Source organism: Actinoplanes sp. NPDC051388, from assembly GCF_055586225.1.
On the sequence record NZ_JBVJIP010000002.1, the window covers coordinates 745351 to 767650 of the forward strand.

Annotated in this window: 27 protein-coding genes and 1 pseudogene; 23 read left to right on the forward strand and 5 right to left on the reverse strand. The window is 70.9% G+C overall.

Going from position 1 to position 22300, the window contains the following annotated elements; translation table 11 throughout:
* Positions 1-3: 3 nt before the first annotated feature.
* From mtfM to ACZ6TI_RS07805, 13 genes and pseudogenes are all read left to right on the forward strand, one after another.
* Positions 4-108, forward strand: a complete 105-nt coding sequence (gene mtfM / locus ACZ6TI_RS07745) for a small membrane protein MtfM (RefSeq protein WP_364291526.1) — start codon at positions 4-6, stop codon at positions 106-108.
* Positions 105-686 carry a heme-binding beta-barrel domain-containing protein gene (locus tag ACZ6TI_RS07750; protein ID WP_465344177.1) on the forward strand — a complete coding sequence of 194 codons (582 nt, stop codon included), beginning with the start codon at positions 105-107 and terminating at the stop codon, positions 684-686. The genes mtfM and ACZ6TI_RS07750 overlap by 4 nt, the downstream gene beginning before the upstream one ends.
* Positions 687-732: 46 nt before the next feature.
* The gene (locus ACZ6TI_RS07755) at positions 733-1131 is read left to right on the forward strand and encodes a Fur family transcriptional regulator (protein WP_465344314.1); all 399 of its coding nucleotides are present in this window, start codon (positions 733-735) and stop codon (positions 1129-1131) included.
* A complete protein-coding gene (ygfZ, locus tag ACZ6TI_RS07760) occupies positions 1128-2171 on the forward strand; it encodes a CAF17-like 4Fe-4S cluster assembly/insertion protein YgfZ (protein ID WP_465344178.1) in 1044 nt (347 codons plus the stop codon). Before ACZ6TI_RS07755 ends, ygfZ begins: the two co-directional genes overlap by 4 nt.
* The gene (locus tag ACZ6TI_RS07765) at positions 2168-3001 is read left to right on the forward strand and encodes a beta-keto acid cleavage family enzyme (RefSeq protein WP_465344179.1); all 834 of its coding nucleotides are present in this window, start codon (positions 2168-2170) and stop codon (positions 2999-3001) included. The genes ygfZ and ACZ6TI_RS07765 overlap by 4 nt, the downstream gene beginning before the upstream one ends.
* Positions 2998-3909: an asparaginase gene (locus tag ACZ6TI_RS07770; protein WP_465344180.1), complete on the forward strand. Its 912-nt coding sequence runs from the start codon at positions 2998-3000 to the stop codon at positions 3907-3909. The genes ACZ6TI_RS07765 and ACZ6TI_RS07770 overlap by 4 nt, the downstream gene beginning before the upstream one ends.
* A gap of 69 nt (positions 3910-3978) precedes the next feature.
* Positions 3979-4330: pseudogene (locus ACZ6TI_RS07775) on the forward strand (helix-turn-helix domain-containing protein); the annotation flags it as partial.
* Between the two features lie 121 nt (positions 4331-4451).
* Positions 4452-4979, forward strand: coding sequence for a hypothetical protein (locus ACZ6TI_RS07780; protein WP_465344181.1), 528 nt, complete (start codon positions 4452-4454; stop codon positions 4977-4979).
* Between the two features lie 65 nt (positions 4980-5044).
* Entirely contained in the window at positions 5045-5365 is a 321-nt protein-coding gene (locus ACZ6TI_RS07785; protein WP_465344182.1) for a DUF2516 family protein, read from the forward strand.
* On the forward strand, positions 5362-6249 hold the full coding sequence (locus tag ACZ6TI_RS07790) for an alpha/beta fold hydrolase (protein WP_465344183.1): 888 nt from the start codon (positions 5362-5364) through the stop codon (positions 6247-6249). The genes ACZ6TI_RS07785 and ACZ6TI_RS07790 overlap by 4 nt, the downstream gene beginning before the upstream one ends.
* A 39-nt stretch (positions 6250-6288) precedes the next feature.
* The gene (locus ACZ6TI_RS07795; protein WP_465344184.1) at positions 6289-6750 is read left to right on the forward strand and encodes a hypothetical protein; all 462 of its coding nucleotides are present in this window, start codon (positions 6289-6291) and stop codon (positions 6748-6750) included.
* 336 nt (positions 6751-7086) lie between these two features.
* On the forward strand, positions 7087-7953 hold the full coding sequence (locus ACZ6TI_RS07800; protein WP_465344185.1) for an SCO6745 family protein: 867 nt from the start codon (positions 7087-7089) through the stop codon (positions 7951-7953).
* Positions 7950-8729, forward strand: a complete 780-nt coding sequence (locus ACZ6TI_RS07805) for an EI24 domain-containing protein (RefSeq protein ID WP_465344186.1) — start codon at positions 7950-7952, stop codon at positions 8727-8729. The genes ACZ6TI_RS07800 and ACZ6TI_RS07805 overlap by 4 nt, the downstream gene beginning before the upstream one ends.
* Before the next feature lie 114 nt (positions 8730-8843).
* Here the strand turns inward: ACZ6TI_RS07805 and ACZ6TI_RS07810 are convergent, their stop codons facing one another.
* From ACZ6TI_RS07810 to ACZ6TI_RS07820, 3 genes are all read right to left on the reverse strand, one after another.
* Positions 8844-9860 (reverse strand): LacI family DNA-binding transcriptional regulator, encoded by a 1017-nt coding sequence (locus tag ACZ6TI_RS07810; protein WP_465344187.1) that lies wholly within the window; start codon positions 9858-9860, stop codon positions 8844-8846.
* A gap of 4 nt (positions 9861-9864) precedes the next feature.
* Positions 9865-11280 carry a GH1 family beta-glucosidase gene (locus ACZ6TI_RS07815; RefSeq protein ID WP_465344188.1) on the reverse strand — a complete coding sequence of 472 codons (1416 nt, stop codon included), beginning with the start codon at positions 11278-11280 and terminating at the stop codon, positions 9865-9867.
* Between the two features lie 109 nt (positions 11281-11389).
* Positions 11390-12151 (reverse strand): maleylpyruvate isomerase family mycothiol-dependent enzyme, encoded by a 762-nt coding sequence (locus ACZ6TI_RS07820; RefSeq protein WP_465344189.1) that lies wholly within the window; start codon positions 12149-12151, stop codon positions 11390-11392.
* A 50-nt stretch (positions 12152-12201) separates the two neighbouring features.
* Here ACZ6TI_RS07820 and ACZ6TI_RS07825 point away from each other — a divergent pair, with 50 nt between their 5' ends.
* Complete coding sequence (locus ACZ6TI_RS07825) at positions 12202-13251, forward strand: UDP-N-acetylmuramate dehydrogenase (protein ID WP_465344190.1); 1050 nt, start codon at positions 12202-12204, stop codon at positions 13249-13251.
* A gap of 3 nt (positions 13252-13254) precedes the next feature.
* Here the strand turns inward: ACZ6TI_RS07825 and ACZ6TI_RS07830 are convergent, their stop codons facing one another.
* Positions 13255-13719, reverse strand: a complete 465-nt coding sequence (locus ACZ6TI_RS07830) for a CAP domain-containing protein (RefSeq protein WP_465344191.1) — start codon at positions 13717-13719, stop codon at positions 13255-13257.
* A gap of 116 nt (positions 13720-13835) precedes the next feature.
* Positions 13836-14510, reverse strand: a complete 675-nt coding sequence (locus ACZ6TI_RS07835; RefSeq protein WP_465344192.1) for a sensor histidine kinase — start codon at positions 14508-14510, stop codon at positions 13836-13838.
* A gap of 169 nt (positions 14511-14679) precedes the next feature.
* On the opposite strand from ACZ6TI_RS07835, the gene ACZ6TI_RS07840 reads away from it, so the two are divergent.
* The 9 genes from ACZ6TI_RS07840 to ACZ6TI_RS07880 all read left to right on the forward strand — a co-directional run bounded on the left by ACZ6TI_RS07840 (position 14680) and on the right by ACZ6TI_RS07880 (position 22296).
* On the forward strand, positions 14680-15378 hold the full coding sequence (locus tag ACZ6TI_RS07840; RefSeq protein WP_465344193.1) for a response regulator transcription factor: 699 nt from the start codon (positions 14680-14682) through the stop codon (positions 15376-15378).
* Positions 15379-15460: 82 nt separating this feature from the next.
* A complete protein-coding gene (locus ACZ6TI_RS07845; protein WP_465344194.1) occupies positions 15461-17785 on the forward strand; it encodes a chemotaxis protein CheA in 2325 nt (774 codons plus the stop codon).
* Position 17786: 1 nt separating this feature from the next.
* Positions 17787-18224, forward strand: coding sequence for a chemotaxis protein CheW (locus ACZ6TI_RS07850; protein ID WP_465344195.1), 438 nt, complete (start codon positions 17787-17789; stop codon positions 18222-18224).
* On the forward strand, positions 18224-19111 hold the full coding sequence (locus tag ACZ6TI_RS07855) for a hypothetical protein (protein WP_465344196.1): 888 nt from the start codon (positions 18224-18226) through the stop codon (positions 19109-19111). The genes ACZ6TI_RS07850 and ACZ6TI_RS07855 overlap by 1 nt, the downstream gene beginning before the upstream one ends.
* Positions 19111-20223 carry a protein-glutamate methylesterase/protein-glutamine glutaminase gene (locus ACZ6TI_RS07860; RefSeq protein ID WP_465344197.1) on the forward strand — a complete coding sequence of 371 codons (1113 nt, stop codon included), beginning with the start codon at positions 19111-19113 and terminating at the stop codon, positions 20221-20223. The genes ACZ6TI_RS07855 and ACZ6TI_RS07860 overlap by 1 nt, the downstream gene beginning before the upstream one ends.
* Positions 20220-21062, forward strand: coding sequence for a CheR family methyltransferase (locus tag ACZ6TI_RS07865; protein ID WP_465344198.1), 843 nt, complete (start codon positions 20220-20222; stop codon positions 21060-21062). The genes ACZ6TI_RS07860 and ACZ6TI_RS07865 overlap by 4 nt, the downstream gene beginning before the upstream one ends.
* 6 nt (positions 21063-21068) lie before the next feature.
* On the forward strand, positions 21069-21455 hold the full coding sequence (locus tag ACZ6TI_RS07870; RefSeq protein WP_465344199.1) for a response regulator: 387 nt from the start codon (positions 21069-21071) through the stop codon (positions 21453-21455).
* Positions 21452-21937 carry a chemotaxis protein CheX gene (locus ACZ6TI_RS07875; RefSeq protein ID WP_465344200.1) on the forward strand — a complete coding sequence of 162 codons (486 nt, stop codon included), beginning with the start codon at positions 21452-21454 and terminating at the stop codon, positions 21935-21937. The genes ACZ6TI_RS07870 and ACZ6TI_RS07875 overlap by 4 nt, the downstream gene beginning before the upstream one ends.
* Positions 21934-22296 carry a response regulator gene (locus tag ACZ6TI_RS07880; RefSeq protein WP_465344201.1) on the forward strand — a complete coding sequence of 121 codons (363 nt, stop codon included), beginning with the start codon at positions 21934-21936 and terminating at the stop codon, positions 22294-22296. The genes ACZ6TI_RS07875 and ACZ6TI_RS07880 overlap by 4 nt, the downstream gene beginning before the upstream one ends.
* The last annotated feature ends 4 nt before the right edge of the window (positions 22297-22300 follow it).

The following is a 22300-nucleotide window of genomic DNA, read 5'->3' on the forward strand; positions in this document are numbered from 1 at the left end:
CCCGTGGTTACCGAGATCGGATTTGTGAGCCTGTTGGTCGCCGGGCTGGGCGCCCTGGCCGGCGGCGTGGGCTATCTGGCGATGCGGATAGCGAGGGGACGCTGGTGAGTGACGAGAACCCGTTGGGCCCGCCGCCCTGGCTGAACGCGCCCCCGGTCGAGCCGTACCCCTATGAAGACACGTACGACCTGCGCAAAGGCCCCGATCTGCACCACTCGCTGCTGGGCCTGCTGCCGTTCATCGGCCAGTGGCGTGGGCGCGGGCAGGGTGGCTTCCCGGCGCCGGAGGACTTCAACTTCGCGCAGGAGATCACCATCAGCCACGACGGCCGCCCCTTCCTGATGTACGAGTCCCGGGCCTGGCTGCTCGACGAGGACTCCAAGCCGGTGGGCGAGTCGGTGCGCGAGTTCGGCTTCTGGCGTCCCCTGGAGCGGGACGAGATGGAGGCCACGATGATGACGCCCGACGGTGTGATGGAGCTCTACCTGGGCAAAGTGGTCGCCACCACGCGGCTCGAGATGACCACCGACGCGATCGTGCGCTCGCCCACCGCCCCGGAGGTGACCGCAGGTCAGCGGCTGTTCGGCATCGTCGAGGGCGCCCTGCTCTATGCGCACGAGATGGCGGCCGGCGGCGAGGGCCCGCACCCGCACCTTTCCGCCCGGCTGATCCGGGTCGGCGGCTGAGTCGCCGAACTATGCTCGTAACGTGCCCGCCACATCCCTAGCCGAAATGCTCCGGGAGCGCGGCCTGCGGCTCACGCCGCAGCGCCAGCTGATCCTGGAGGCTGTCCATGAGCTGGGTCACGCCACTCCCGAGCAGGTGCACAACCACGTGCGCGAGCGAGTGGCGGGCGTCAACATCACCACGGTCTACCGCACCCTCGAGCTGCTCGAGGAGCTGGGCCTGGTCAACCACACGCACCTGTCGCACGGGTCGCCGACCTATCACGCGAAGGGCGAGCATCAGCACGTCCACCTGGTCTGCCGCGGCTGCGGCTCGATCAGCGAGGTCGATCCGTCGGTGATGCAGCCGGTCACCGAGCGACTGCGGGCCGAGCAGGGCTTCCGGGTCGACGTGGGCCACGTGTCGCTGTTCGGCGAGTGCGGCGAATGCAAGGAGCAAGCATGACCACGGTCACCATCGAGGATCTGACGCCGGACTCGGCCGACGCCGGTGTCGCGGCGCACTACGGCGACCCGATGCGCGAGCAACGCCTGCTGGAGACGGCGGTCGGCCTGGTCGACCGGTCCAACCGCGACGTCATCGCCGTGCCGGGCGAGGAGCGCGCGAGCTGGCTGCACACGCTGACCACGCAGCACCTGTCCGACCTGCGCGCGGGCCAGGGCAGCGAGCTGATGGTGCTGTCGCCGCACGGGCACGTGGAGCAGCACGCGTTCGTGACCGAGGACGGCACGACCGCTTGGCTGGACACCGAGCCGGGCGCGGGTGCGGGGCTGCTCAAATACCTCGAAATGATGCGCTTCTTCACCAAGGTCTCGCCGCGCTCGGCGACCGCCGAGATGGCGGTGTATTCGTTGGTCGGGCCGGGCGCAGCTGATCTGTTCGATTTGTCGTCGCCGCGTCTTGCTTCCGTGCCCGGCCCGAAGTTCGCCGCCGGGTCCGTCCCTCCCGCGCCGACCGCGCTCTATGAGGTGCGCTCGCTCGACGGCGTGCTCGCCCGCCGCGTCCCCCTGGGAATCGACCTGCTGGTGCCGCGCGGCCAGACTCTCGACCTGGACGTGCCGCGGGCCGGCCTGTGGGCCTATGAGGCCGTGCGGGTGGCGCATCGGATCCCGCGTCTGGGCTGGGAGACCGATCACAAGACCATCCCGGCCGAGGCCGGCTTCCAGGCGTCGGCCGTGCACCTGGACAAGGGTTGTTACCGCGGCCAGGAGACCATCGCGCGGGTGCATCACCTGGGCCGGCCGCCGCGCCGCCTGGTGCTGCTGCACCTGGATGGCATCGCCACCGACAACCCGCCGGCCCAGGGCACGCCGGTCGAGCTGGACGGGCGCCAGGTCGGCTTCGTCGGCACCGCGGTGCGGCACCACGAGCTGGGCATGATCGCCCTGGCCGTGGTGAAGCGGAACGTGCCGGACGACGCCCGCCTGATCGTCGGCGAGTCCGCGGCGGCGATCGATCCCTCTGCAATCGACTCGGCCGCATGACCGGCACGCTGATCACGGTCGCTCCGACCGGCGCGGAAAGCAGCAAGTCCGCCGTGCCCGCGCTGCCGGTGACGCTGGACGAGCTGGTCGCGACCGCCAAGGAGTGCGAGGCGCTGGGCGCGGCGATCATCCACGTGCACATCCGGGACGACGCCGCCGAGCCGACGCTCGACCCGGGCCGGCTGCGCGCCACGGTGTCCGCGCTGCGGCAGTCCACCGACCTGATCGTGCAGCTCTCCTCGGGCGGCGCGGTGACAGACCCCGAGGAGTCCCGGCTGGCCGTGCTCTACGCACAGCCCGAGATGGCCTCCTGCACGATGGGCACGGTCAACTTCGGCGACGGCGTCTTCCTGAACCGCTGGGAGTTCATCGTCGACCTGCACACCCGCATGCAGGACCGCGGCATCGTGCCGGAGTACGAGATCTTCGACCTGGGCCAGCTCAGCACGCTGCAACGGCTGCTCGGCAAGCACGGGCTGCCGGCCGGCGGGCACGTGCACGTCGACCTGGTGATGGGCGTGCCGGGCGGCATGCCGGGCACGGCGGCGGCCCTGGTCGCCTGCACCGAGGCGATCCGCGACCTGCCCGAGGGCACCACGTTCAGCGCCACCGGCATCGGCCGCAGCACCATCCCGGTGATGCTCGCGTCGCTGTCCACCGGCGGCCATCTGCGGGTCGGGATGGAGGACACGGTGACCTATGCGAAGGGTCGCCCGGTGGAGTCGAACATGCAGCTGGTGGCCCGCGCGGTCGGCTTCGCCCAGCTGGCCCAGCGCCCGCCGACGACCCCGGCCGACGCCCGCCTGCTGCTGGGGATCCCGCAGAAGTGATCATCGCCGAGGTGGTCCGCAACGGCTTCGTGGAGAGCGTGCACCACGGCTCGGTGGTGGTCCTGCCGCTGGACCAGAGCGTCGGCGACGTGACCGGCCCGATGTTCCCGCGGTCGTCCAACAAGCCGCTGCAGACCGTCGGCATGCTGCGCGCCGGGCTCACCGTGGCCGACGGCGCCGCACTCGCCCTGATCAGTGGCAGCCACTACGGCGAGCCGTTCCACGTGCGGATGGTCCGAGAGATCCTGGCCGGCGCCGGACTGACCGTCGGCGACCTGCGGTGCCCGGCCTCGTTGCCGCTGGCCGAGCCGGCCCGCGACGCCTGGCTGAGGGCCGGCGGCGGGCCCGAGCCGGTGCTGATGAACTGCTCCGGCAAGCACGCCGGCATGCTCGCCACCTGCGTCGCCAACGACTGGCCGCTGGAGACATATCTGGATCAGAAGCACCCGCTGCAGGTGGCGATCGCCGGCGCGGTGGCCGAGCTGGCCGGTGAGCCGATCGCGATGACCGGGGTGGACGGCTGCGGCGCGCCGGTGTTCGGCTTCTCGCTGACCGGGCTGGCGCGGTCGTTCCAGCGGCTGGCGGACAGTGCGCCGGACAGCTTCGAGCGGCGGGTGGCCGACGAGATGCGAGCGCATCCCGAGCTGGTGGCCGGCACCGGCGCGGACGACACCGTGCTGATGCGCGAGGTGCCCGGGCTGGTGGCCAAGGGTGGCGCCGAGGGCGTGGTTGCGGTCGCCGTGCCCGGGGTGGGTGCGGTGGCGCTGAAGGTCGCCGACGGCGGCATGCGGGCGCGCACGCCGGTGCTGCTGAGCGCGCTGCGGCGGCTGGGCGTCGAGACGCCCCGGATGACCGAGCTGGTGCTGGGCGGCGGGGAGCCGGTCGGCGAGGTCCGCGCGACCTGGTGACTGGAGTCACGCTAGCTGTAGCTAGCGTTTTGCTTGCAGGAGCTAGCACTCGGCGCTACGGTCGTACCCATGGCCGATTCGAAGGACCTGCCCCAGGACATCGGAGGTTTCATCCGAGACCTGCGGCAGACCGCGAAGATCTCACTCCGGCAGCTTGCCGACAAGGCCGGGGTGAGCAACCCCTACCTGAGTCAGATCGAGCGTGGCCTTCGCAAGCCCAGCGCCGAAGTGCTGCAGCAGATCGCCAGCGCATTGCGGGTGTCCACACCGGCGATGTATCTGCGGGCGGGTCTGCTGGACAGCGAGGGTCAGCAGGGCGTGCTGGCCGCCATCGCGGTCGACCCGGATCTCACGATCGCGCAGAAGCAGTCGCTCTCGCAGATCTACGAGACCTTCCGGAACGAGAACGCGCGGCAGCATCCCGCCGCCGACACCGCACCCACCGCCGATTTCGACGGCGAGGTGGCGCCCGACCTCGACGAAGAGGCGGCGCTGCGCGCCCGGATCGCGGACGAGACCACCACCTTGACGGAGGAGAAACGATGACCGAGCAGACCAAGACCCGCATCCCCGCCCCGCTCTACGCCGCGGCCGGCGCCGGCGACCTGGCCTACCAGCAGCTGCGCAAGCTCCCGGCCCTGGTCGACGAGCTGAGCGGCCGGGTGAACGAGTTCAGCGAGCGCGCCGCCGCGTCACTGAAGACCGCCAACGAGCAGGCCGGCAACACCGCCGCCCAGCTGCGTGACAAGGCCACCACCACCGAGTTCGAGAAGCTGCGGGACAACGCGGCCAGCAGCGCCGTCGCCTTCGCGCAGGTCGCGTCGGAGCGGGCCATCGCGGCGTACACCGCCCTGGTCGCCCGGGGCGAGCGCGTCGTCGGCTCGGGCGTCGTGGAGTCGGCCGAGCTCGTCAACGCCGACATCGAGACCACCGCCGAGCCCAAGGCGATCGCTCAGGCCCAGGCCGAGACCGCCAAGCCGCGCAAGCGCACCGCCACCAAGGCCACTCCGGCGACGACCGCCCCGGCGAAGACCACGCCGGTTGCGAAGCGCGCCAACGGCAGCAAGTAGGTAACTGATCCACTGCGTCGTGAGGCCCCGGCAACCGCTGGGGCCTCCGGCATAGACTTCACATCATGGCCTTCAGCGCGCCGCTCTTCTATGACGACGTCACGAGACTGATCTCGTTCGTCGTACTCATCGTGTCGTTGATCGTGCAGGCGATCGCGCTCATCCACTGCGTGACCCAGCGCGGCGACGGCTTCCAGGCCATCGGCACGCTGCCGAAAGGCGCGTGGCTGGCCATCCTCGCGGTGTGTTTCGTGCTCACCTTCGTGGGCGTCGGCGGCGGCGCGACCGGCATCTTCGGCCTGATCGGTGTGGCCGCCGCGTTGATCTATCTGCTCGATGTCCGGCCCGGGCTGCGCGACCTGACGGATGGCAAAGGCTTCTGGTGAGGAGTTTCCGCTGGCCGCCTCCTCCGGACGGCGGGCCGCGGACCTGGGGGCCGGGCCCGACCGGGCCACGCACCGGCCGTCCGACGCTGCCGGCTCCGCCGACCGAGATCATCCGTACCCCCTCCGGCGTGCTCCTGGAGCAGCTGGTCACCGGCGTCGGCACCCCGGCCACGGTCTTCGCGCACGGGCTGGCCGCCGACATCGCCGGCACCCGGCCGCTGGGCAGCGCGGTGACCGGCCGGCGCGTCTTCTTCCACTTCCGCGGGCACGGCCGCTCGGAGGCGCCACCCGGGCCGTGGACCTTCGGCAACCTGGCCACCGATCTGCGCGGCGTCGCCGATCTCGCGGGTGCCACCCGGGCGGTCGGGGTCAGCATGGGCGCCGGCGCGCTCTGCCGCCTGCTCGCCGACACTCCCGACCGCTTCGAGCGTGCGGTGCTCTATCTGCCGGCGCCGCTGGACGGCGTCCGGCCCGCGGCCGCGGTGCAGCGGCTGTCCCGGCTCTTCGCGGCGATCGAGTCCGGCCAGGCGGCCGCGGTGGCCGAGGCGGTCGAGCCGGAGTTGCCGCCGGCGGTGCGCAACACCCCGGCCGGCTGGGGTTACCTGCGCCAGCGGGTCGAGCAACTGCAGACCGACGGCCTGGCGGCCGAGCTCGACACGCTGTGGCGGGAGCCGGCCGTCGCCGATCTCACCCCGCTGGCCGCGGTCACCGCGTCGGTGCTGGTGATCGGCTGCCTCGGCGACGAGATGCATCCGGTGAGCGTGGCCGAGCGGCTGGCCGATGCGCTGCCCGACGCCACCCTGCACGTCTACGACCGGCCGTCGGTGCTCTGGACCAGCCGCAAGGAGCTGCGCGAGCGGATCTCGGCCTTTCTGAACGCTTGAACCCGTAACTTTTGACCCCCGCCGAGCGGTGTTCAGGGCGTGCGGTTCACTCCCAAATCGGTCTTTTTCGGCATCGTCGCCCTCGGCCTCCCGTTCGCGGTGACGGTCGGCTGGACGCTCGGCGCGCCGGCCACGCCACCGGCCGTGTCGATCGCGGCGCCCGGCGGCGCGGGCGAGCTGGGCGCGCCGGACCGCGCTCGGGCCGGCAGCCCGGACACCCCGGTCGGCTGGGCCGCCAAGCCGCCGCGGCCCTCGTCGTCGGGCCCGTCCGCTGCGGCCGCGGTCGCCCCGGTCGCGAAGGCGCCGGTCTCGACCACCACCAGCGCGGGTGGGCCGACCCTGTCGATCTCGCCGTTGCCGCCGCTGACCGACCCGCCGGTGCCGACCCCGACGACGATCGTCACCAGCGAACCGCCGCCGCCGTCCGCCACGCCGTCGACCAGCCCGACCACCGACCCGAGCACGGGCGGCCTGGGCGCGGGCCTGATCCGCCGCCGGTAGCCGACTCGACGGCGCCGTCCGAGCAGCGTCCCCGGGGTGTTGCCTCGAGGTAGGCAGAGCGGCAACGGGACGGTTTCGTCGCGGTGGGCCTGGGGTGTTGCGTATGGGTAGGCAGAGCGGCAACGGAACGGTCCCGCCGCGACCTCAGCCAGCGCCGCTTTGCTCTGCTTCCTCAGGGGAAGCGGCCCTCGGGCGGAACGCTTCCGGCAGAGAGTGGTGCCGCGGAGGAAGCAGAGCCCCTCTGCTTCCCGCAAGGAAGCGCTTCCGCACAGGAAGCAGAGCAAAGGGACCGCCGGAGGTGGCGCCGGGGGGTGGGCTTCGCGTTGGATGTCGGGTATGACGTCCTGCTCGACGCCTCGGCGGATGTGGTCGATGTTCGAAGCCGTGCACGCCGTCACCTACTTTGATCCGGCTGCTCGGTCGGCGTTCGAGGCCGCCGGGCTGCGGGGCTTCTGGCGGGGCTATTTCGCGGGCCGGGCGGCGCCGCTCGGTGCGGTCGGTGCCGGGCCGATCACCGCCGCGTTCTTCGGGTTCGCGCCGGCGATGGTCAGCCGGGCGTTGCCGGACGTGTGGACCCGGATCAGCCCGGCTGCGGCCCTGGTCGCCCGCGCGGACGGCGCCCGGAAAGCGCTCGCCGGACTGCTGGACGGGATTGCGCCGGCGAGCCTTGCCGAGGCGGCCGAGTTGCTGTCGGCCGCCGCCGGGGCGGCGAACCTGTCCGGGCGGGTGCTGGCCGCGGCCAACGCCGACCTGCCCTGGCCCGGCGACCCGATCGGCACGCTCTGGCACGCGGCCACCCTGCTGCGGGAGCACCGCGGCGACGGGCATGTGGCGGCGCTGCTCACCGCCGGCGTGTGTGGGTGTGAGTCGGTGGTCTGGCGGTCGATTCTGGACGGCGGCGGGCTGGCCGCGACCATGCAACCGGCCCGCGGCTGGACCGATCGGCAGTGGCGGGCCGGGCTGGAGCGTCTGGCCGGCCGCGGCTGGGTCGCCGCGGACGGCACCGCCACCCCGGCTGCCCGCGATGCCTACGCGCAGGTCGAGGCGCTCACCGACCGGCTGGCCGCCGGGCCTTGGGAGCGGCTCGGTGCGGAGAAGACCCGGCGGTGCGCCGAGCTGCTCGAGCCGATCGCGGTCCGGGCCGGGTCGGTGTTGCCCGCGGACAATCCGATTCCGTTGCGTCCCCTACGCTCTCCGGCATGAAGATCGCGCTGCGTCAGTTCTTCGCCGGCGCCGGGCTGCTCGGCCGTGGCCTCGGCCTCTGTCTGCGCAGCCCGCGGCTGCTCGGCCTGGGCATCCTGCCGGCCCTGATCGCGGGCCTGCTCTATGCGGCCGCGCTGACCACGCTGATCGTCTATGTCGACGATCTGGCCGCGGCGGTCACCTGGTTCGCCGACGACTGGGCGAGTGGCTGGCGTGACGTGATCCGGATCTTCGCCGGACTGGCCGTGCTGGGCGTCGCCGGGCTGCTCACCGTGCTCACCTTCACCGCGGTCACCCTGCTGATCGGCGACCCCTTCTACGAGAAGATCTCCGAGCTGGTCGAGGACCGGTTCGGCGGCGTGCCGGACGCGGTCGAGCTGGTCTGGTGGCGGTCGCTGGGCCGCAGCCTGGTGGACAGCCTGCGGCTGATCGGGCTGAGCATCCTGCTCGGCATCCCGCTGCTGTTCCTCGGCCTGATCCCGGTGGTCGGTCAGATCCTCGGCATCGTGCTGGGCGGCGCGGTGGGCGGCTGGCTGCTGGCCGTCGAGCTGACCGGGGTGCCCTTCCAGCGCCGCGGGCAGCGGTTGCGGCACCGGCGGGCGGTGCTGCGCAAGAACCGGCCGCTGGCGATGGGCTTCGGCGTGGCGGTCTTCCTGAGCTTCCTGATCCCGCTCGGCGCGGTGCTGCTGATGCCGGCCGCGGTGGCCGGCGGCACCCTGCTGGCCCGCAAGGCGCAGCACCTGCCGATCGACATCGTCACCGTCGACAGCATCTAGCTCGAGGCGTGGACAGCCAGCTCCGCATGGCGCGGACCGGCGGCCGGGCCGGGGCGCGGATCAGCAGGTCGGCAATGCGTGGATCGCCGGCTGGGTCGGGGCTGGACCGCCCGGCTAGGCGGAGGCGCGGACCACCAGTTCGGTGGGCAGCACGACCGAGTCGGGCACGTCCAGGTCGTTGTCCACCAGAGCGAGCATCTGCCGGGCCATCGTGCGCCCCATGTCGACTATCGGCTGCCGCACCGTGGTCAGTGGCGGGTCGCTGTAGCGGCTGATCTCGAAGTCGTCGAAGCCGATCACGGCCACGTCCTCCGGCACCCGGCGGCCGGCGTCCTTGAGCGCCCGCAACGCGCCGTGCGCCATCATGTCCGAGGCCACGAAGACCGCGTCCAGCCGCGGGTCGGCGGCGAGCAGCTTGTTCATCGCCTGCACGCCGGACTCGCGGGTGAAGTCGCCGAACGCCTCGTGCCCGCCCAGCCCGGCCTCCTCGAGCGCCGCGCGGTAGCCGTTCAGCCGGTCCACCCCGGCCACCATGTCCTGTGGGCCGGCGATGGTGGCGATCCGCCGCCGGCCGTTGGCGACCAGGTGCCCGACCGCCTGCGAGACGCCGCCGAAGTGGTCGACGTCCACGTAGGGGATCGGCGACTCCGGCGGGAACATCGGCCGGCCGCTGCAGGTCACCGGGATGCCGAGGCGGGCCAGGGTGCCGGGCAGCGGGTCGGCGCCGTGCATCGAGGCGAACATGACGCCGTCGACGTGACCGGCCATCGCGTATCGCTCGACGCGGTCGTGGCTGGCGGCGGACCCGGCCATCATCAGGACCAGTTGCTTGTCCGCCGCCTCGAGTTCCACGCTCACCCCGCGGATCACCGCGGGGAAGAACAGGTCGTCGGAGAAGACGCGGCTCGCGGTCTCCGGCAGGATCAGCGCGATCGACTCGGTGCGCTGGGTCACCAGGCTGCGGGCAGCCTGGTTGGGCACATAACCCAGCTCCTGCACCGCCGCGTTGACCGCGTCACGGATCGCCACCGCGACCGTGGTCGAGCCGTTGACGACCCGGGAAACGGTCGCCCGGGAGACCCCGGCACGCCGGGCCACCGCCTCCAGGGTCGGTCGTTCCCGGGTCACCATCCACCTACTCCAAGCCGTTGCGTCGGATTACGTCCGAGTACCAGTGAGCGCTGTCCTTCGGGGTGCGCTCCTGCGTCGTGTAGTCCACGTGCACGATGCCGAAGCGCTTCGCGTAACCCTCTGCCCATTCATAGTTGTCCATCAGAGACCACACGAAGTATCCCCGGAGGTCAACTCCGCGTGACAACGCATCGTGACAGGCGCGCAGGTGTCCGTCGAGATATTCGATGCGCCGCGTGTCGTGCACCTGGCCGGTCTCGGCCGACGGCCCGTCCGGGTATGCCGCGCCGTTCTCGGTGATGAGCATTGGCACCGCGTAGTCGTGGTGCAGCCGCTCCAGCAACTTGGTCAGCGCGTCCGGCTCGATCTGCCAGTTCATGTCGGTGACCGGCCCGACCGGCGCGCGGAACTCGATGCCCTCGGTGCCCGGCCCGTCCGCCGCCGCCGGGGTGCCCGGCTTCGCGGACACGTACGTGGGGGAGTAGAAGTTGACCCCCAGCACGTCGATCGGCTGGTTGATCTGCTTCTCGTCGCCGTCCCGGATGAAGTCCAGGTCGGTGAAGCGCGCCATCAGCTGCCGCATGTCCTCCGGATAGGCGCCCTTGACCAGCGGGTCCAGGAAGATCCGGTTCTGCAGGCCGTCGACGATGCGGACCGCCTCGAGATCGGCGGCGCTGTCCGGGTCGACCGGCAGGATCGCCGCCGGGTTCAGGGTGATGCCGGTGGTGGTCGCACCGGCCGCACGCAGCGCCTCGGTCGCCAGCCCGTGCCCGAGCAGCAGGTGGTGCACGGCCCGGAAGGTGGCCACCGGGTCGGTGATGCCGGGCGCGTGCCGGCCGCTGGAGTAGCCCAGATAGGCCGAGCACCACGGCTCGTTCAGCGTGGTCCAGGTGCCGACCCGGTCGCCGAGCTTGGCGTACATGATCTGTGCGTAGTCCGCGAATGCCTCGGCGGTGTCCCGGTTGGCCCAGCCGCCACGGTCCTGCAGCGTCTGCGGCAGGTCCCAGTGGTAGAGCGTGACCAGGGGCTCGATGCCCTTGCCCAGCAGTTCGTCGGTGAGCCGGTCATAGAAGTCCAGCCCCCGGGTGTTGACCGGGCCGGTGCCGTCCGGCCGGATCCGCGGCCAGGCCACCGAGAAGCGGTAGGCCGCCAGGCCCAGACCCGCCATCATCGCGACGTCGTCGCGATAGCGGTGGTAGTGGTCGCAGGCCACGTCGCCGGTGTGACCGGCGTAGACCCTTCCGGGAGTGCGCGAGAACGTGTCCCAGATCGACGGGCCGCGCCCGTCGTCGTTGGCCGCACCCTCGATCTGATACGACGCCGTCGCCGCGCCCCACACGAATCCGTCGGGGAATCTCGCCCCGGCCGATTGTGCCGCGCCGCTGGGTTCCGTCGCCTCCGACGTGACGGTTGCCGTCATGCCTTCACCGCTTTCTAGGGAATGGATGCCCCAACCGGTACAGCGTAATTCCATTCACCTTTGCGGTAGCCAACCGAGAGTTGCGGATCTGTGTCCGCATTTTGGGATGTCAGGCCGCGTGCAGGGCCGAGATCAACCGAGGGTCACCGGTCACCGTCAGGACATCCAGCGGACGCCGGCCCATCAGCACGAGCTGCAGGTCACTGGCTGTGCCGGTGGCCTCGGCGCGCGGGTGATGATCGTCGGTGTCCAGGATCGTGCCGGTGTCGAGCAGTGCAACACCGGTGCCACGGAGCCGCACGAACCACTCGTAACTGGCGTCCGAGGCGGTCAGATGCACTACACCCTGCAGTTCGGTGGCCTCGTGCCGGCGCCCGGCGGGCAGCCAGGTGTCGAGCACCTCGGTCACCCCGTCGGCCGCCAGCTTGGTCTCGATCGGGGTGGCCCGGCCGGCCGCGCCCTCGGCGTCGTAACGATGCACGGAGATCTCGTGGGCCATCCGGCGGTGCCAGAAACCGGCCTTCTTGGCCTGGGCCGGCCAGGTCCAGGCGGCGAACTCGGGGTCGAGCGAGTCCAGGGTCTCGATCGTGCCGGTGAGCTCGCGGCGCAGGTTTTCGAGCGCCTCCGGCCACTGCGGGCGGGGCTGCGGCACGACCCGCGGCTCCGGCTTGGTGATCACGCCGCGCGGCGCGGACTCGCGCACCCACCTGAGCAGCGAGGTGAGGTGCTCGACCAGGTCGGCGACGGTCCATCCGGGGCACCCGGGCACGACGGCGTCGGGGCCGGCCTCCTGGACCGCCTCCTGCAGCACCGGACCATCGGCGCGCAACGCGGCCAGCCAGAAGTCCTTGGTCGCGTGCAACCGGTTCATGACAAGCTCCCGCCCGAGTCGTGCGAAATCATTGAGCTTAGGCTGTCGCCGTGTCCGAAGTCTCCCCTGAGCAACGAAACGACGCACCCGCCAGTCCGCTCGGGGCCTATACGACGCTACGCCTCGGCGGCCCGGCCGGCACGATGACTGTCGTGTCCGAAACCGACGAAGCGGTCGCGACGGTGCGAACCGCCATGGCGAACGGTGAGTCGACGCTCATCCTGGCAGGCGGCAGCAACGTGGTTGTCGGCGACGCCGGGTTTCCGGGACGGGTGCTGTTGCTGCGCACCCGCGGGGTACGCGAGATCGCCCGGGACGCCGGCCATGTCACGGTGCGGGTTGCCGCCGGTGAGCCGTGGGACGCATTCGTCGCCCGTACCCTCGGGATGGGTTTGTCGGGGTTGGAATGTCTGTCCGGCATCCCGGGATCGGCCGGTGCGACGCCGATCCAGAATGTCGGCGCCTATGGCCAGGAGGTCGCCGAGACGATCGTGGCCGTGCACGCCTTCGACCGGGTGGCCGACCGGGTGGTCGCGATGACCGCGGACGAGTGCGGCTTCGCCTATCGCACCAGCGTCTTCAAGCACAGCGACCGCTGGGTGGTGCTCGAGGTCGACTTCCGGCTGGCGATCGCGCGCGAGTCTGCGCCGATCCGCTATGCCGAGCTGGCCCGCCAGCTGGGCGTCGAGGCGGGTGACCGGGTGCCGGTCGAGCAGGCCCGCGACACCGTGCTCAAGCTGCGCGCCGGCAAGGGCATGGTGCTCGACCCGGACGACCGGGACACCTGGTCGGTGGGCTCGTTCTTCACCAACCCGATCGTGGCCGACCTGCCCGATCCGGCGATGCCGCACTGGCCGGCCGGCGACGGCCTGGTCAAGCTGCCGGCCGCCTGGCTGATCGAGCGCGCCGGCTTCCACAAGGGCTTCTCGGCCGGCGGCGGCGTGGCGATCTCGTCCAAGCACACCCTGGCGCTGACCAACCGCGGCGACGGCAGCACCGACGAGCTGCTGCGGCTGGCCCGGGTGATCCGGGACGGGGTGCACGCGAAGTTCGGCGTCACGCTGCACCCCGAGCCCGTCCTGGTCGGCTGCGAGCTCTGAGGCTCAGATCCAGCCGAAGACCTGCGTGTAGTAAGGCGTGCCGTCCGCGGCATAGCGCAGCGCCACCCCGACCGAGCGCGCGTCGCAGTTGAGGATGTTCTCGCGGTGCGCCGGGCTGGCCATCCAGGCGTCCATCACCTCGGCCGCCGAGCGGTATCCCCAGGCGATGTTCTCGCCGGCCGGCTGGGCGTAGCCGGCCGTCCGGGCCCGGGTGACGAAGTCCGACCCGCCGGCGCCGAGGTGGCTGAAGTCGCGGGCGACCGCCATGTAGCGGCTCTGCTGCACGGACGCGATGATCAGCTCGGTCTCGGCCCGCAGCGGCGCGCAGCCGTTCTCCTGCCGCGCCTGGTTGGTCTCGGTGAAGATCTCGAAACTGACGTCGCCCTCCGGCGAGTAGGCGGACGCCGGGGCCGGCATCGCCAGCAGGGCCGGCACCGCGAGACCGGCGACGAGGGACTTCCACACCATGGGTGCCTCCCGATCAGGGATGCCGGGCGTCCATCGCCCGGCATCCCGTATCGGATCTTCTTTCCGGCTGTCCGTCCGATTTATGGGAGTTTTGGTATGCGTGGCGCCATCCGCTGTCAGTCTGGGGGATTGAACGGGAGGCGGACCGTGGCGCCCGCGCCGGTGCCCGGGTCGTAGGTGAGCACCACCGAGCCGCCGTGCCGGGTGGCGATGGCGTCGGCGAGCAGCATCCACAGCGCGGTGCTGCGCCGGCGATGCGGCGGTTCCGGCGCGGCCAGCTGGCCGGCCATCAGGTGTTCGTCGGTGAGCTGCTCGGATTGGCGGGCGGTGATCGTGACCATCCACCCGTCGGGCGTCGCGACTGTCGTGATCACCGCCGACCGGTCCGCCGCGCCGCTGGCCACCGTGCCCAGCACCGCATAGAACAGGTCGCGCAGCAGCGGCCCGTCGGCGCGCAGGGGCGGGCCGGCGCCGGCGGTCACCGTGGCCGCGGTGTGCGGCTCGCGGCTGGCCAGCAGGTCGACGGCCGCGCCGATCAGCGGCGCCAGCTCGACCTCGGCCGGGCTCAGTGGCAGGTCGCCGGTCTGCAGCCGGCTCACCACCATGAGGTCGTCGACCAGGGTCAACATGCGGTCGGTGTTCCGCCGAACCGCGGAAAGCGCCAGTGAGCGTTCGTCCGGTGCGAGATCGTCGGAGTCGAGGCTCTCGGTGAACGAGGCGATCGTGGTGAGTGGCGTGCGTAACTCGTGGGAGATGACGGCCAGAAAGCGCGCCTCGAGCGTGGAGGTCACCGGATCCTCGCGGACCGGCCCGGACGGCGGATAAGCACGCTAAACTATAACTGTCCGTATTTGTACGGACACATCACGCTATCGTGGTTTTCCGCGTGTCTTTCCTGCGGGCGCTCTACGGGGGTTATCGCATGGGTACAACGAGCATCACGCGCACCGGTGACGCCGGATGAGCCGCCTTCTGGTGGTCGAGGACGACCCGGACATCGCGCTCGCTCTGCGACTGCTCTTCAGCCGCGCGGGTTACGAGGTCGCGCACGCCGGCGACGGCCGCACCGGGCTCAAGGAAGCCTACGCCGAGCACCCCGACCTGGTCGTGCTCGACGTCGGCCTGCCGGAGATGGACGGCTGGCAGGTGCTCGAGCGGCTCCGTGACGTCTCGGACGTGCCGGTGCTGGTGCTCACCGCGCACGGCCAGGAGGCGGAGAAGGTCCGCGGCCTGCGCGGCGGCGCCGACGACTACCTGACCAAGCCGTTCGCCAACAACGAGCTGCTGGCCCGGGTCGAGGCCCTGCTGCGGCGCTCGTCCAGCGGGCAGAACAGCTGGGCCAGCCAGATCTACGACGACGGTCTGGTGCACCTGGACCCGACCAAGCGCCGGGTCTATGTGAAAGGCGACGAGAAGCGCCTCACCCCGACCGAGTTCCGGCTGCTCAACGCGCTGGTGCGGCATGCCGGCGCGGTGCTCAGCCCGAACCAGCTGCTCACCCAGGCCTGGGACGACCCGACCGGGATCGGGCAGGAGCGGGTCAAGTTCGCCGTGCTCCGGCTGCGTCGCAAGCTCGGCTGGACGGATCCGGACGAGTCGCCGATCGAGTCGGTCCGCGGATTCGGCTACCGGTACCGCCGCTCGGGTGGCGACGGCTGAGTTGCCGGCCGGGTGCGCTCAGGTTGTGGCTCCGTACGTCGATCAGGGTCTTGGGAACAGGGACAGCGGGAGGTAACGCGCGGTGGAAGACCTTGGTGAGATCGTCGGCGAATTCCTGATGGAGAGCCACGAGAACCTGGACCAGATCGACCGGGATCTCGTCGAGCTCGAGCAGGAACCGAACTCGCGCGACCTGATCTCGCGCATTTTCCGTGCCATCCACACGATCAAGGGCACCAGTGGCTTCCTGGCCTTCGGCCGGTTGGAGACGCTGGCGCATGCGGGTGAGTCGCTGCTCTCCCGGCTGCGCGACGGCGTCCAGCCGGTCACCCCGGAGACCATCACCACGCTGCTGGCCACTATCGACGGCGTCCGCTCGCTGCTCGCCTCGATCGAGGAGCACGGCAACGAGGGCAACGTCGACGTGGACGCGATCATCAGCACGGTGCACGCCCAGATGCAGGCGCCGAGCGCGGAGAAGACGCCCGAGCCGAAGCCGGAGGGCCAGGCTCCGGAACCGCTCGAGGAGCGGCCCGCACCCGAGCCGGTCGAGGGCCAGCGCCGCCCGCTCGGCGAGATGCTGGTCGAGTCCGGCGCGGCCCAGCCCGCGGACGTCGGCTCGGCGCTGGCGCAGCAACTCGAGGGCGACGAGCGCAAGCTCGGCACGATCCTGCTGGAGGAAGGCAAGACCCAGCCCGCGGCGGTGAGCGAGGCGCTGCAGCAGCAGGCGCCCAAGCGCAGCGTCGCCGACCAGGCCATCCGGGTCGACGTCGACCTGCTGGACAACCTGATGAACCTGGTCGGCGAGCTGGTGCTGGCCCGCAATCAGCTGGTCCGCGGCGTGATGGAGATCGGCGACGCCACCCTGGTCCGCAGCGCGCAGCGGCTCGGCATGATCACCAGTGAGCTGCAAGCGGGCATCATGAAGACGCGGATGCAGCCGATCGACCACATCTGGTCGAAGCTGCCCCGGGTCGTCCGCGACCTGTCGAACTCGCTGGGCAAGCAGGTCCAGCTGGTCATGCAAGGCAAGGAGACCGAGCTCGACCGCAGCCTGCTGGAGGCGGTCAAGGACCCGCTGACCCACCTGGTGCGCAACGCCGTCGACCACGGCATCCAGGAGCCGGACAAGCGGATCGCGGCCGGCAAGCCCGCCGAGGGCACGCTGACGCTGCGGGCCTTCCACGAGGGCGGGCACGTCGCGGTCGAGGTCGCGGACGACGGCGCCGGCCTGGACATCGAGCGGATCTCGCAGAAGGCCGTGGAGAACGGCATCATCCGGGCCGAGCAGGTGCCCAGCATGGACAAGCGGGAGATCATGGCGCTGGTCTTCCAGCCCGGCTTCTCCACCGCGGCCAAGGTGACCAACGTGTCCGGCCGCGGCGTCGGCATGGACGTGGTGAAGACCAACATCGAGCGGATCGGCGGCACGGTCAGCGTCGACTCCACGCTCGGCGAGGGCACCGTCTGGCGGCTCAACATCCCGCTGACCCTGGCCATCATCCAGGCGCTCACCGTCGACTGCGGCGACCAGCGCTACGTGATCCCGCAGGTCGCCGTCCTCGAACTGGTCTTCATCGACGGCCAGTCCACCAAGATCGAATACGCCTCCGGCGCGCCCGTCTACCGCCTCCGCGGCAAGCTGCTGCCGCTGGTCCGGCTGGACCGCGCGCTCGGCCTCGACGTCGGCGGCGACCAGGGCGTCTACATCATGGTGCTGCAGGCCGACGGCCGCCGTTTCGGCCTGGTCGTGGACCGGGTGCTGAACACCGAAGAGGTCGTGGTCAAGGCCCTCAACAGCAGATTCAAGGAGATCGGGGTGTACGCCGGCGCGACCATCCTGGGCGACGGCAAGGTCGGTCTGATCCTCGATGTCTCCTCGCTGGCCCGCCGCTCGCACCTGGCGCAGGACTCCGAGAAGGAGAACGTGATGGGCGCCTCGCGGGGCGCCGGCGGCACCGGTGCCGCCGAGCGCCTGCTGGTCACCGCGGTCGGCGAACGCCGGGTGGCGATCCCGCTGGACACGGTCACCCGGCTCGAGGAGTTCCCACGCAGCCGGATCGAACTGGCCGGCTCGCGTGAGGTGGTGCAGTACCGCGGGCAGATCCTCCCGCTGGTCCGGCTGTCGCATCTGCTCGGCGCGTACGGCGAGGAAGCCGAGGGGGACACCGTGTCGGTGGTCGTCTACAGCGAGGGCGGCCGCAGCGTCGCGCTGGTGGTGGACCGGATCGTGGACATCGCGGAGAACTCGACGACCGCCCGCCGGGACGCCGAGGAGGACGGCCTGGTCGGCACCGCGGTGATCCAGCAGCGGGTGACCGAACTGCTGGACGTGCGCCGCGCGATCCTCGCCGCGGACCCGAACTTCTATCGGGACGCGGACGACCCGATGCTGGTGGAGGCCTGAGATGCCGAGTCGCCAGTTCGCCACGTTCGAGGTCGCCGACCAGCTCTTCGGGGTCGAGGTGGACACGGTCCAGGAGGTGCTCTCGTACAACGAGTACACCCCGGTGCCGCTCGCGCCGCCGGCCGTCGGCGGGCTCTTCAACCTGCGCGGTCAAGTGATCGCGGCGGTCGACCTGCGGGTGCAGCTCGGGATGGCCCGGCAGGCGCTGCAGGGCCCGGTGATGAACGTGATCCTGCGTGGCGACGGCGAGCCGGTCAGCCTGCTGGTGGACCGGATCGGCGAGGTGGTCGACCTGGACGACGACGCGTTCGAGCCGCCGCCGGACACGCTCAGCGGCCCGACCCGCGAGCTCGTGGTCGGCACCTTCAAGCTGGACGGGCGGCTGATGCTGGCGCTCGATGTGCACCAGGCCGTCGACACGTACCGCGCCACCACCTGATGTACAGCCTGGTCAGCGCCCCGGTCCTCGGGTTCGACCTGACCCGCCTGGGCGGGGGGTCGGCCACCGCCGAGGTGTTCCTTCGCGGCCTCCGGCTGTCCGCGACCGACCTGCCGATCCTGGCCGAGCGGCTGCCGCACGAGGACGTCCGCGGGCCGCTCTGGGTCGAGGTGGAGAGCGCCGCCCGGCGGATGCCGACGCTGAAGACGATGAAGGAGGACGACCCGGCCGGCACGCTGGCCCTGGTCGAGCGCGCGCCGATCGGCTCGGTGGACGCGCTGCTCACCTGCTTGCGCTACGACGTGATGGCCTGGACCTGGCACGGCACCGGGCGGGACGCGCGGCAGAGCGAGCAGGCCTCCGCGGCCACCGCGCTGCTCTGTGACGCCGCAGTGGCCAGCTATCTGCGCGAGATGCTCGGCGAGTCGACCCGGCGGATGCTCGGCATCGGCTGGGTGTCGGCGATGCGCAAGCTGCCGCCGGGCGCCCCGATCGACCTCGGCCCGCACCACTACGCGATGTCCGCGCTGCTGGAACGGCTGCGCTCGATCCGGCCACGGGATCTGAACCGCCTGACGTCCTCTGCGGAGGACGCGCGGCGCAACGCCGGTGGGTGGTCCCCGGCGGTGCATTCGGCTTCGTGGGCGGCGTATCTGTCGGATCGGGTCCGAACCGCCGCCGCAGCACAGATGCTGTTGGTGCAGGCCGTCGACACGGCCGCGATTCCGCTGGCCGATCGGGCCGGCGGGGTCTGGAACATGCTCAGCGGCGCCGTCCAGGCACTGGTCGTGCGTGACCTGCTGGACACCGCCACGGCACACCGGCTGCTGGCGCCGGTGGTCGCGGCGCTCGGCCCGTCCTGGCTCGGCGAGAAGGGGGCGCTCTGATGATCTCCGTACTTGTCGTGGACGACTCCGTGGTGGTCCGCAAGCTGATCGTCGACGCGCTCGGGGGTGCCCCGAACATCCAGGTGGTTGGCACCGCGGCGAACGGGCTGCTGGCCCAGGCGAAGATCGACCAGCTGCGGCCGGACGTCGTCACGATGGACATCGAGATGCCCAAGATGAACGGCATCCAGGCGGTCAAGGAGCTGCGCAAGCGGCATCCGCGGCTGCCGGTGATCATGTTCAGCACGCTCTCCGCCGCGGGTGCCTCGGCGACGCTGGAGGCGCTGGCCGCGGGCGCCACGGACTACGTGACGAAGCCGTCCAACGTCGGGTCGATCAAGGAGTCCATCACTGCGGTTCGCGAGCAACTCGTACCCAAGATCCACGCCTTGGCGAAGAAGCCGCTGCCGATCCTCAAGCCGCCGCAACGACTGGTGGCCGGGCCTCCCGGCTCGGCTCGGCCTGCGCCACCCGCCGCTCAGTCCCGGACCGCGATCCGGCGGGGACCGCAGGGCCGGGTTGACCTGATCGCGATCGGCTCGTCCACCGGCGGCCCGGACGCGGTCGCCAAGGTGCTGCTCGGGCTGAGCACGGACCTGCCGGTGCCGGTCGTCGTGACCCAGCACATGCCGCCGGTGTTCACCAAGATGTTCGCCGAGCGGCTGGACCGCAGCACGCCGCTGACCGTGGTGGAAGCGAGCGACGGAATGGAACTGACCGCGGGCACCGTCTACATCGCGCCCGGCGACAAGCACCTGGTGCTGCACCGCCGCGGCACGGCCATGGTGATCCAGCTGAGTGGCGCGCCACCGGAGAACTCGTGTCGTCCGGCAGTGGACGTGATGTTCCGCTCGGTGGCCCAGCTCTACGGCGCCGGCGCCTATGCGGCGGTGCTCACCGGCATGGGCCACGACGGCCGCGGCGGCGCGAAGGTGCTGCGCGACGCGGGCGCCGAGGTGCTGGCGCAGGACGAGGCGAGCTCGGTGGTCTGGGGCATGCCCGGCGCGGTGGTGCAGGCCGGCCTGGCCGACGACGTGCAACCGCTGGACCGGATCGCGGCCACTCTGGTCAGCCGCCTCCGGGTCGGCAGGTCCGCGGCGGTGGCGCGATGACTCTCTCCCAATCCGACTTCGCGTTCGTCTCCACGCTGGTGCGCCGGGAGGCGTCGATCGTGCTCGCTCCCGGCAAGGAATACCTGGTCGAGGCGCGGCTGATCCCGGTGGCCCGGCAGGTCGGCGCGGCCAGCGTGGGCGAGTTCCTGGCCGACATCCAGCGCCGGCCCAACACCGCGCACCAGCGCCGGATCGTGGACGCGCTGACCACCAACGAGACGTCCTGGTTCCGCGACCGCGAGCCGTTCAACGCGCTCACCGACGTGGTGCTGCCCGAGCTGATCAAGACGCGGCCGCCCCGCAAGCTGCGGATCTGGTCGGCGGCCAGTTCCAGCGGCCAGGAGGCCTACAGCCTGGCCATCCTGCTCAGCGAGAGTCTGCCCACCGGCTGGTCCTACGAGATCATGGGCAGCGACATCTCCACCGAGATGATCAAGCGCGCGGAGATCGCCGAGTACAGCCAGGTCGAGGTGAACCGCGGACTCCCGGCGGCCCAGCTGGTGCAGTACTTCGAGCGGGCCGGTGCGCACTGGCGGATCGCGCCGTCGCTGCGCCGCAACGTCAGCTTCAAGCTGATGAACCTGACCGCGCCGCTGCCGCCGATGCCCCCGTTCGACGTGATCTTCCTGCGCAACGTGCTGATCTATTTCGACGTGGCGACCAAGAAGAACGTGCTGCGCAACGTCGCCCGGCTGCTGCGGCCGGACGGCTGGATGTTCCTCGGTGCGGCGGAGACGACGATCGGCATCGACGACAACTACGAACGGGTGGTGGCCGGACGGACCTCTGCCTACCGGATCCGTACCGCTGCGCCGGCCGGCGCAGCGAGGAGGGGATGAGGCCGCATGCGCGCCATGGTGATCGACGACTCCCGAGCGATGCGCATGATCCTCAAGCGCATCGTCTCGAAGCTCAACTTCGAGTCCATCGAGGCCGGTGACGGCCAGGAGGCACTCGACCTGTTGAGCACGATGAACGAGGTGCCGGATCTGGCCCTCATCGACTGGAACATGCCCAACATGAACGGGCTCGAGTTCGTCACCAAGGTGCGGGCCGACCCGCGTCTGCGGGAGATGACGCTGGTCATGGTCACCACCGAGAGCGAACAGAGCCAGATCGTCCGGGCGCTCGCGGCGGGTGCCCACGAATACGTGATCAAGCCCTTCACCGAAGGAGCGATGATCGAGAAGCTGGCCCTGCTGGGCCTTGTCCCGACCGGAGCGAACTCATGAGCGTCGACGTCGTGGTGAACGAGAACGATCTCGCCGAGATGGTGGAACAGGTCTGGGTCTCGTACCTGGATCCGGAGGGGGTCAGGCCGCTGATCCCGACCGGCGACGAGCATCAACACTCGGACGTGCACTCGTCGGTGTCGATCAGCGGCTCGTGGACCGGCCACGTCGTCTACGCGTCGTCCACCGAGGCCGCCAAGAAGGCCGCCGCCGCGTTCCTCGCGATGGAATCCGACGAGGTGAGCCAGGAGGACCTCTCCGACGTGCTCGGCGAGCTGGCCAACATCGTCGGCGGCAACGTCAAGGCGATGCTGCCGCCCGGCTGCTTCCTGTCCCTGCCGCAGGTGGTGATGGCCCCCGACTCGGCCACGATCTATCCGAACGCCGAGCGGATCAGCGGCCTCTACGGGGTGTGGGAGGGCGAGCCGGTGTCCGTCTCCATGTGGCAGAGCCGGGACGGCAAGAAGGGGGAGCCCGTATGAAGATCCTGATCGCCGACGACAGCCGGGTGATGCGTCAGATCGTCACCCGCACGCTGCGTCAGGCCGGCTTCGGCGACCACGACCTGGTCGAGGCCGCGGACGGCAAGGAGGCCCTGGACAAGACCACGTCGGAGGGGCCGGATCTGGTGATCTCGGACTGGAACATGCCGGAGATGACCGGCGTGGAGGTGCTGCGCAAGCTGCGCGCGGCCGGCAACGACGTGAAGTTCGGCTTCGTCACCTCGGAGTGCACGCCGGAGATGCAGCAGCAGGCGGAGGCGTCCGGAGCGGCGTTCTTCATCGTGAAGCCCTTCACCGCCGAACGATTCGAAGAAGTTTTTTCTCCACTTTTGGGATGATATA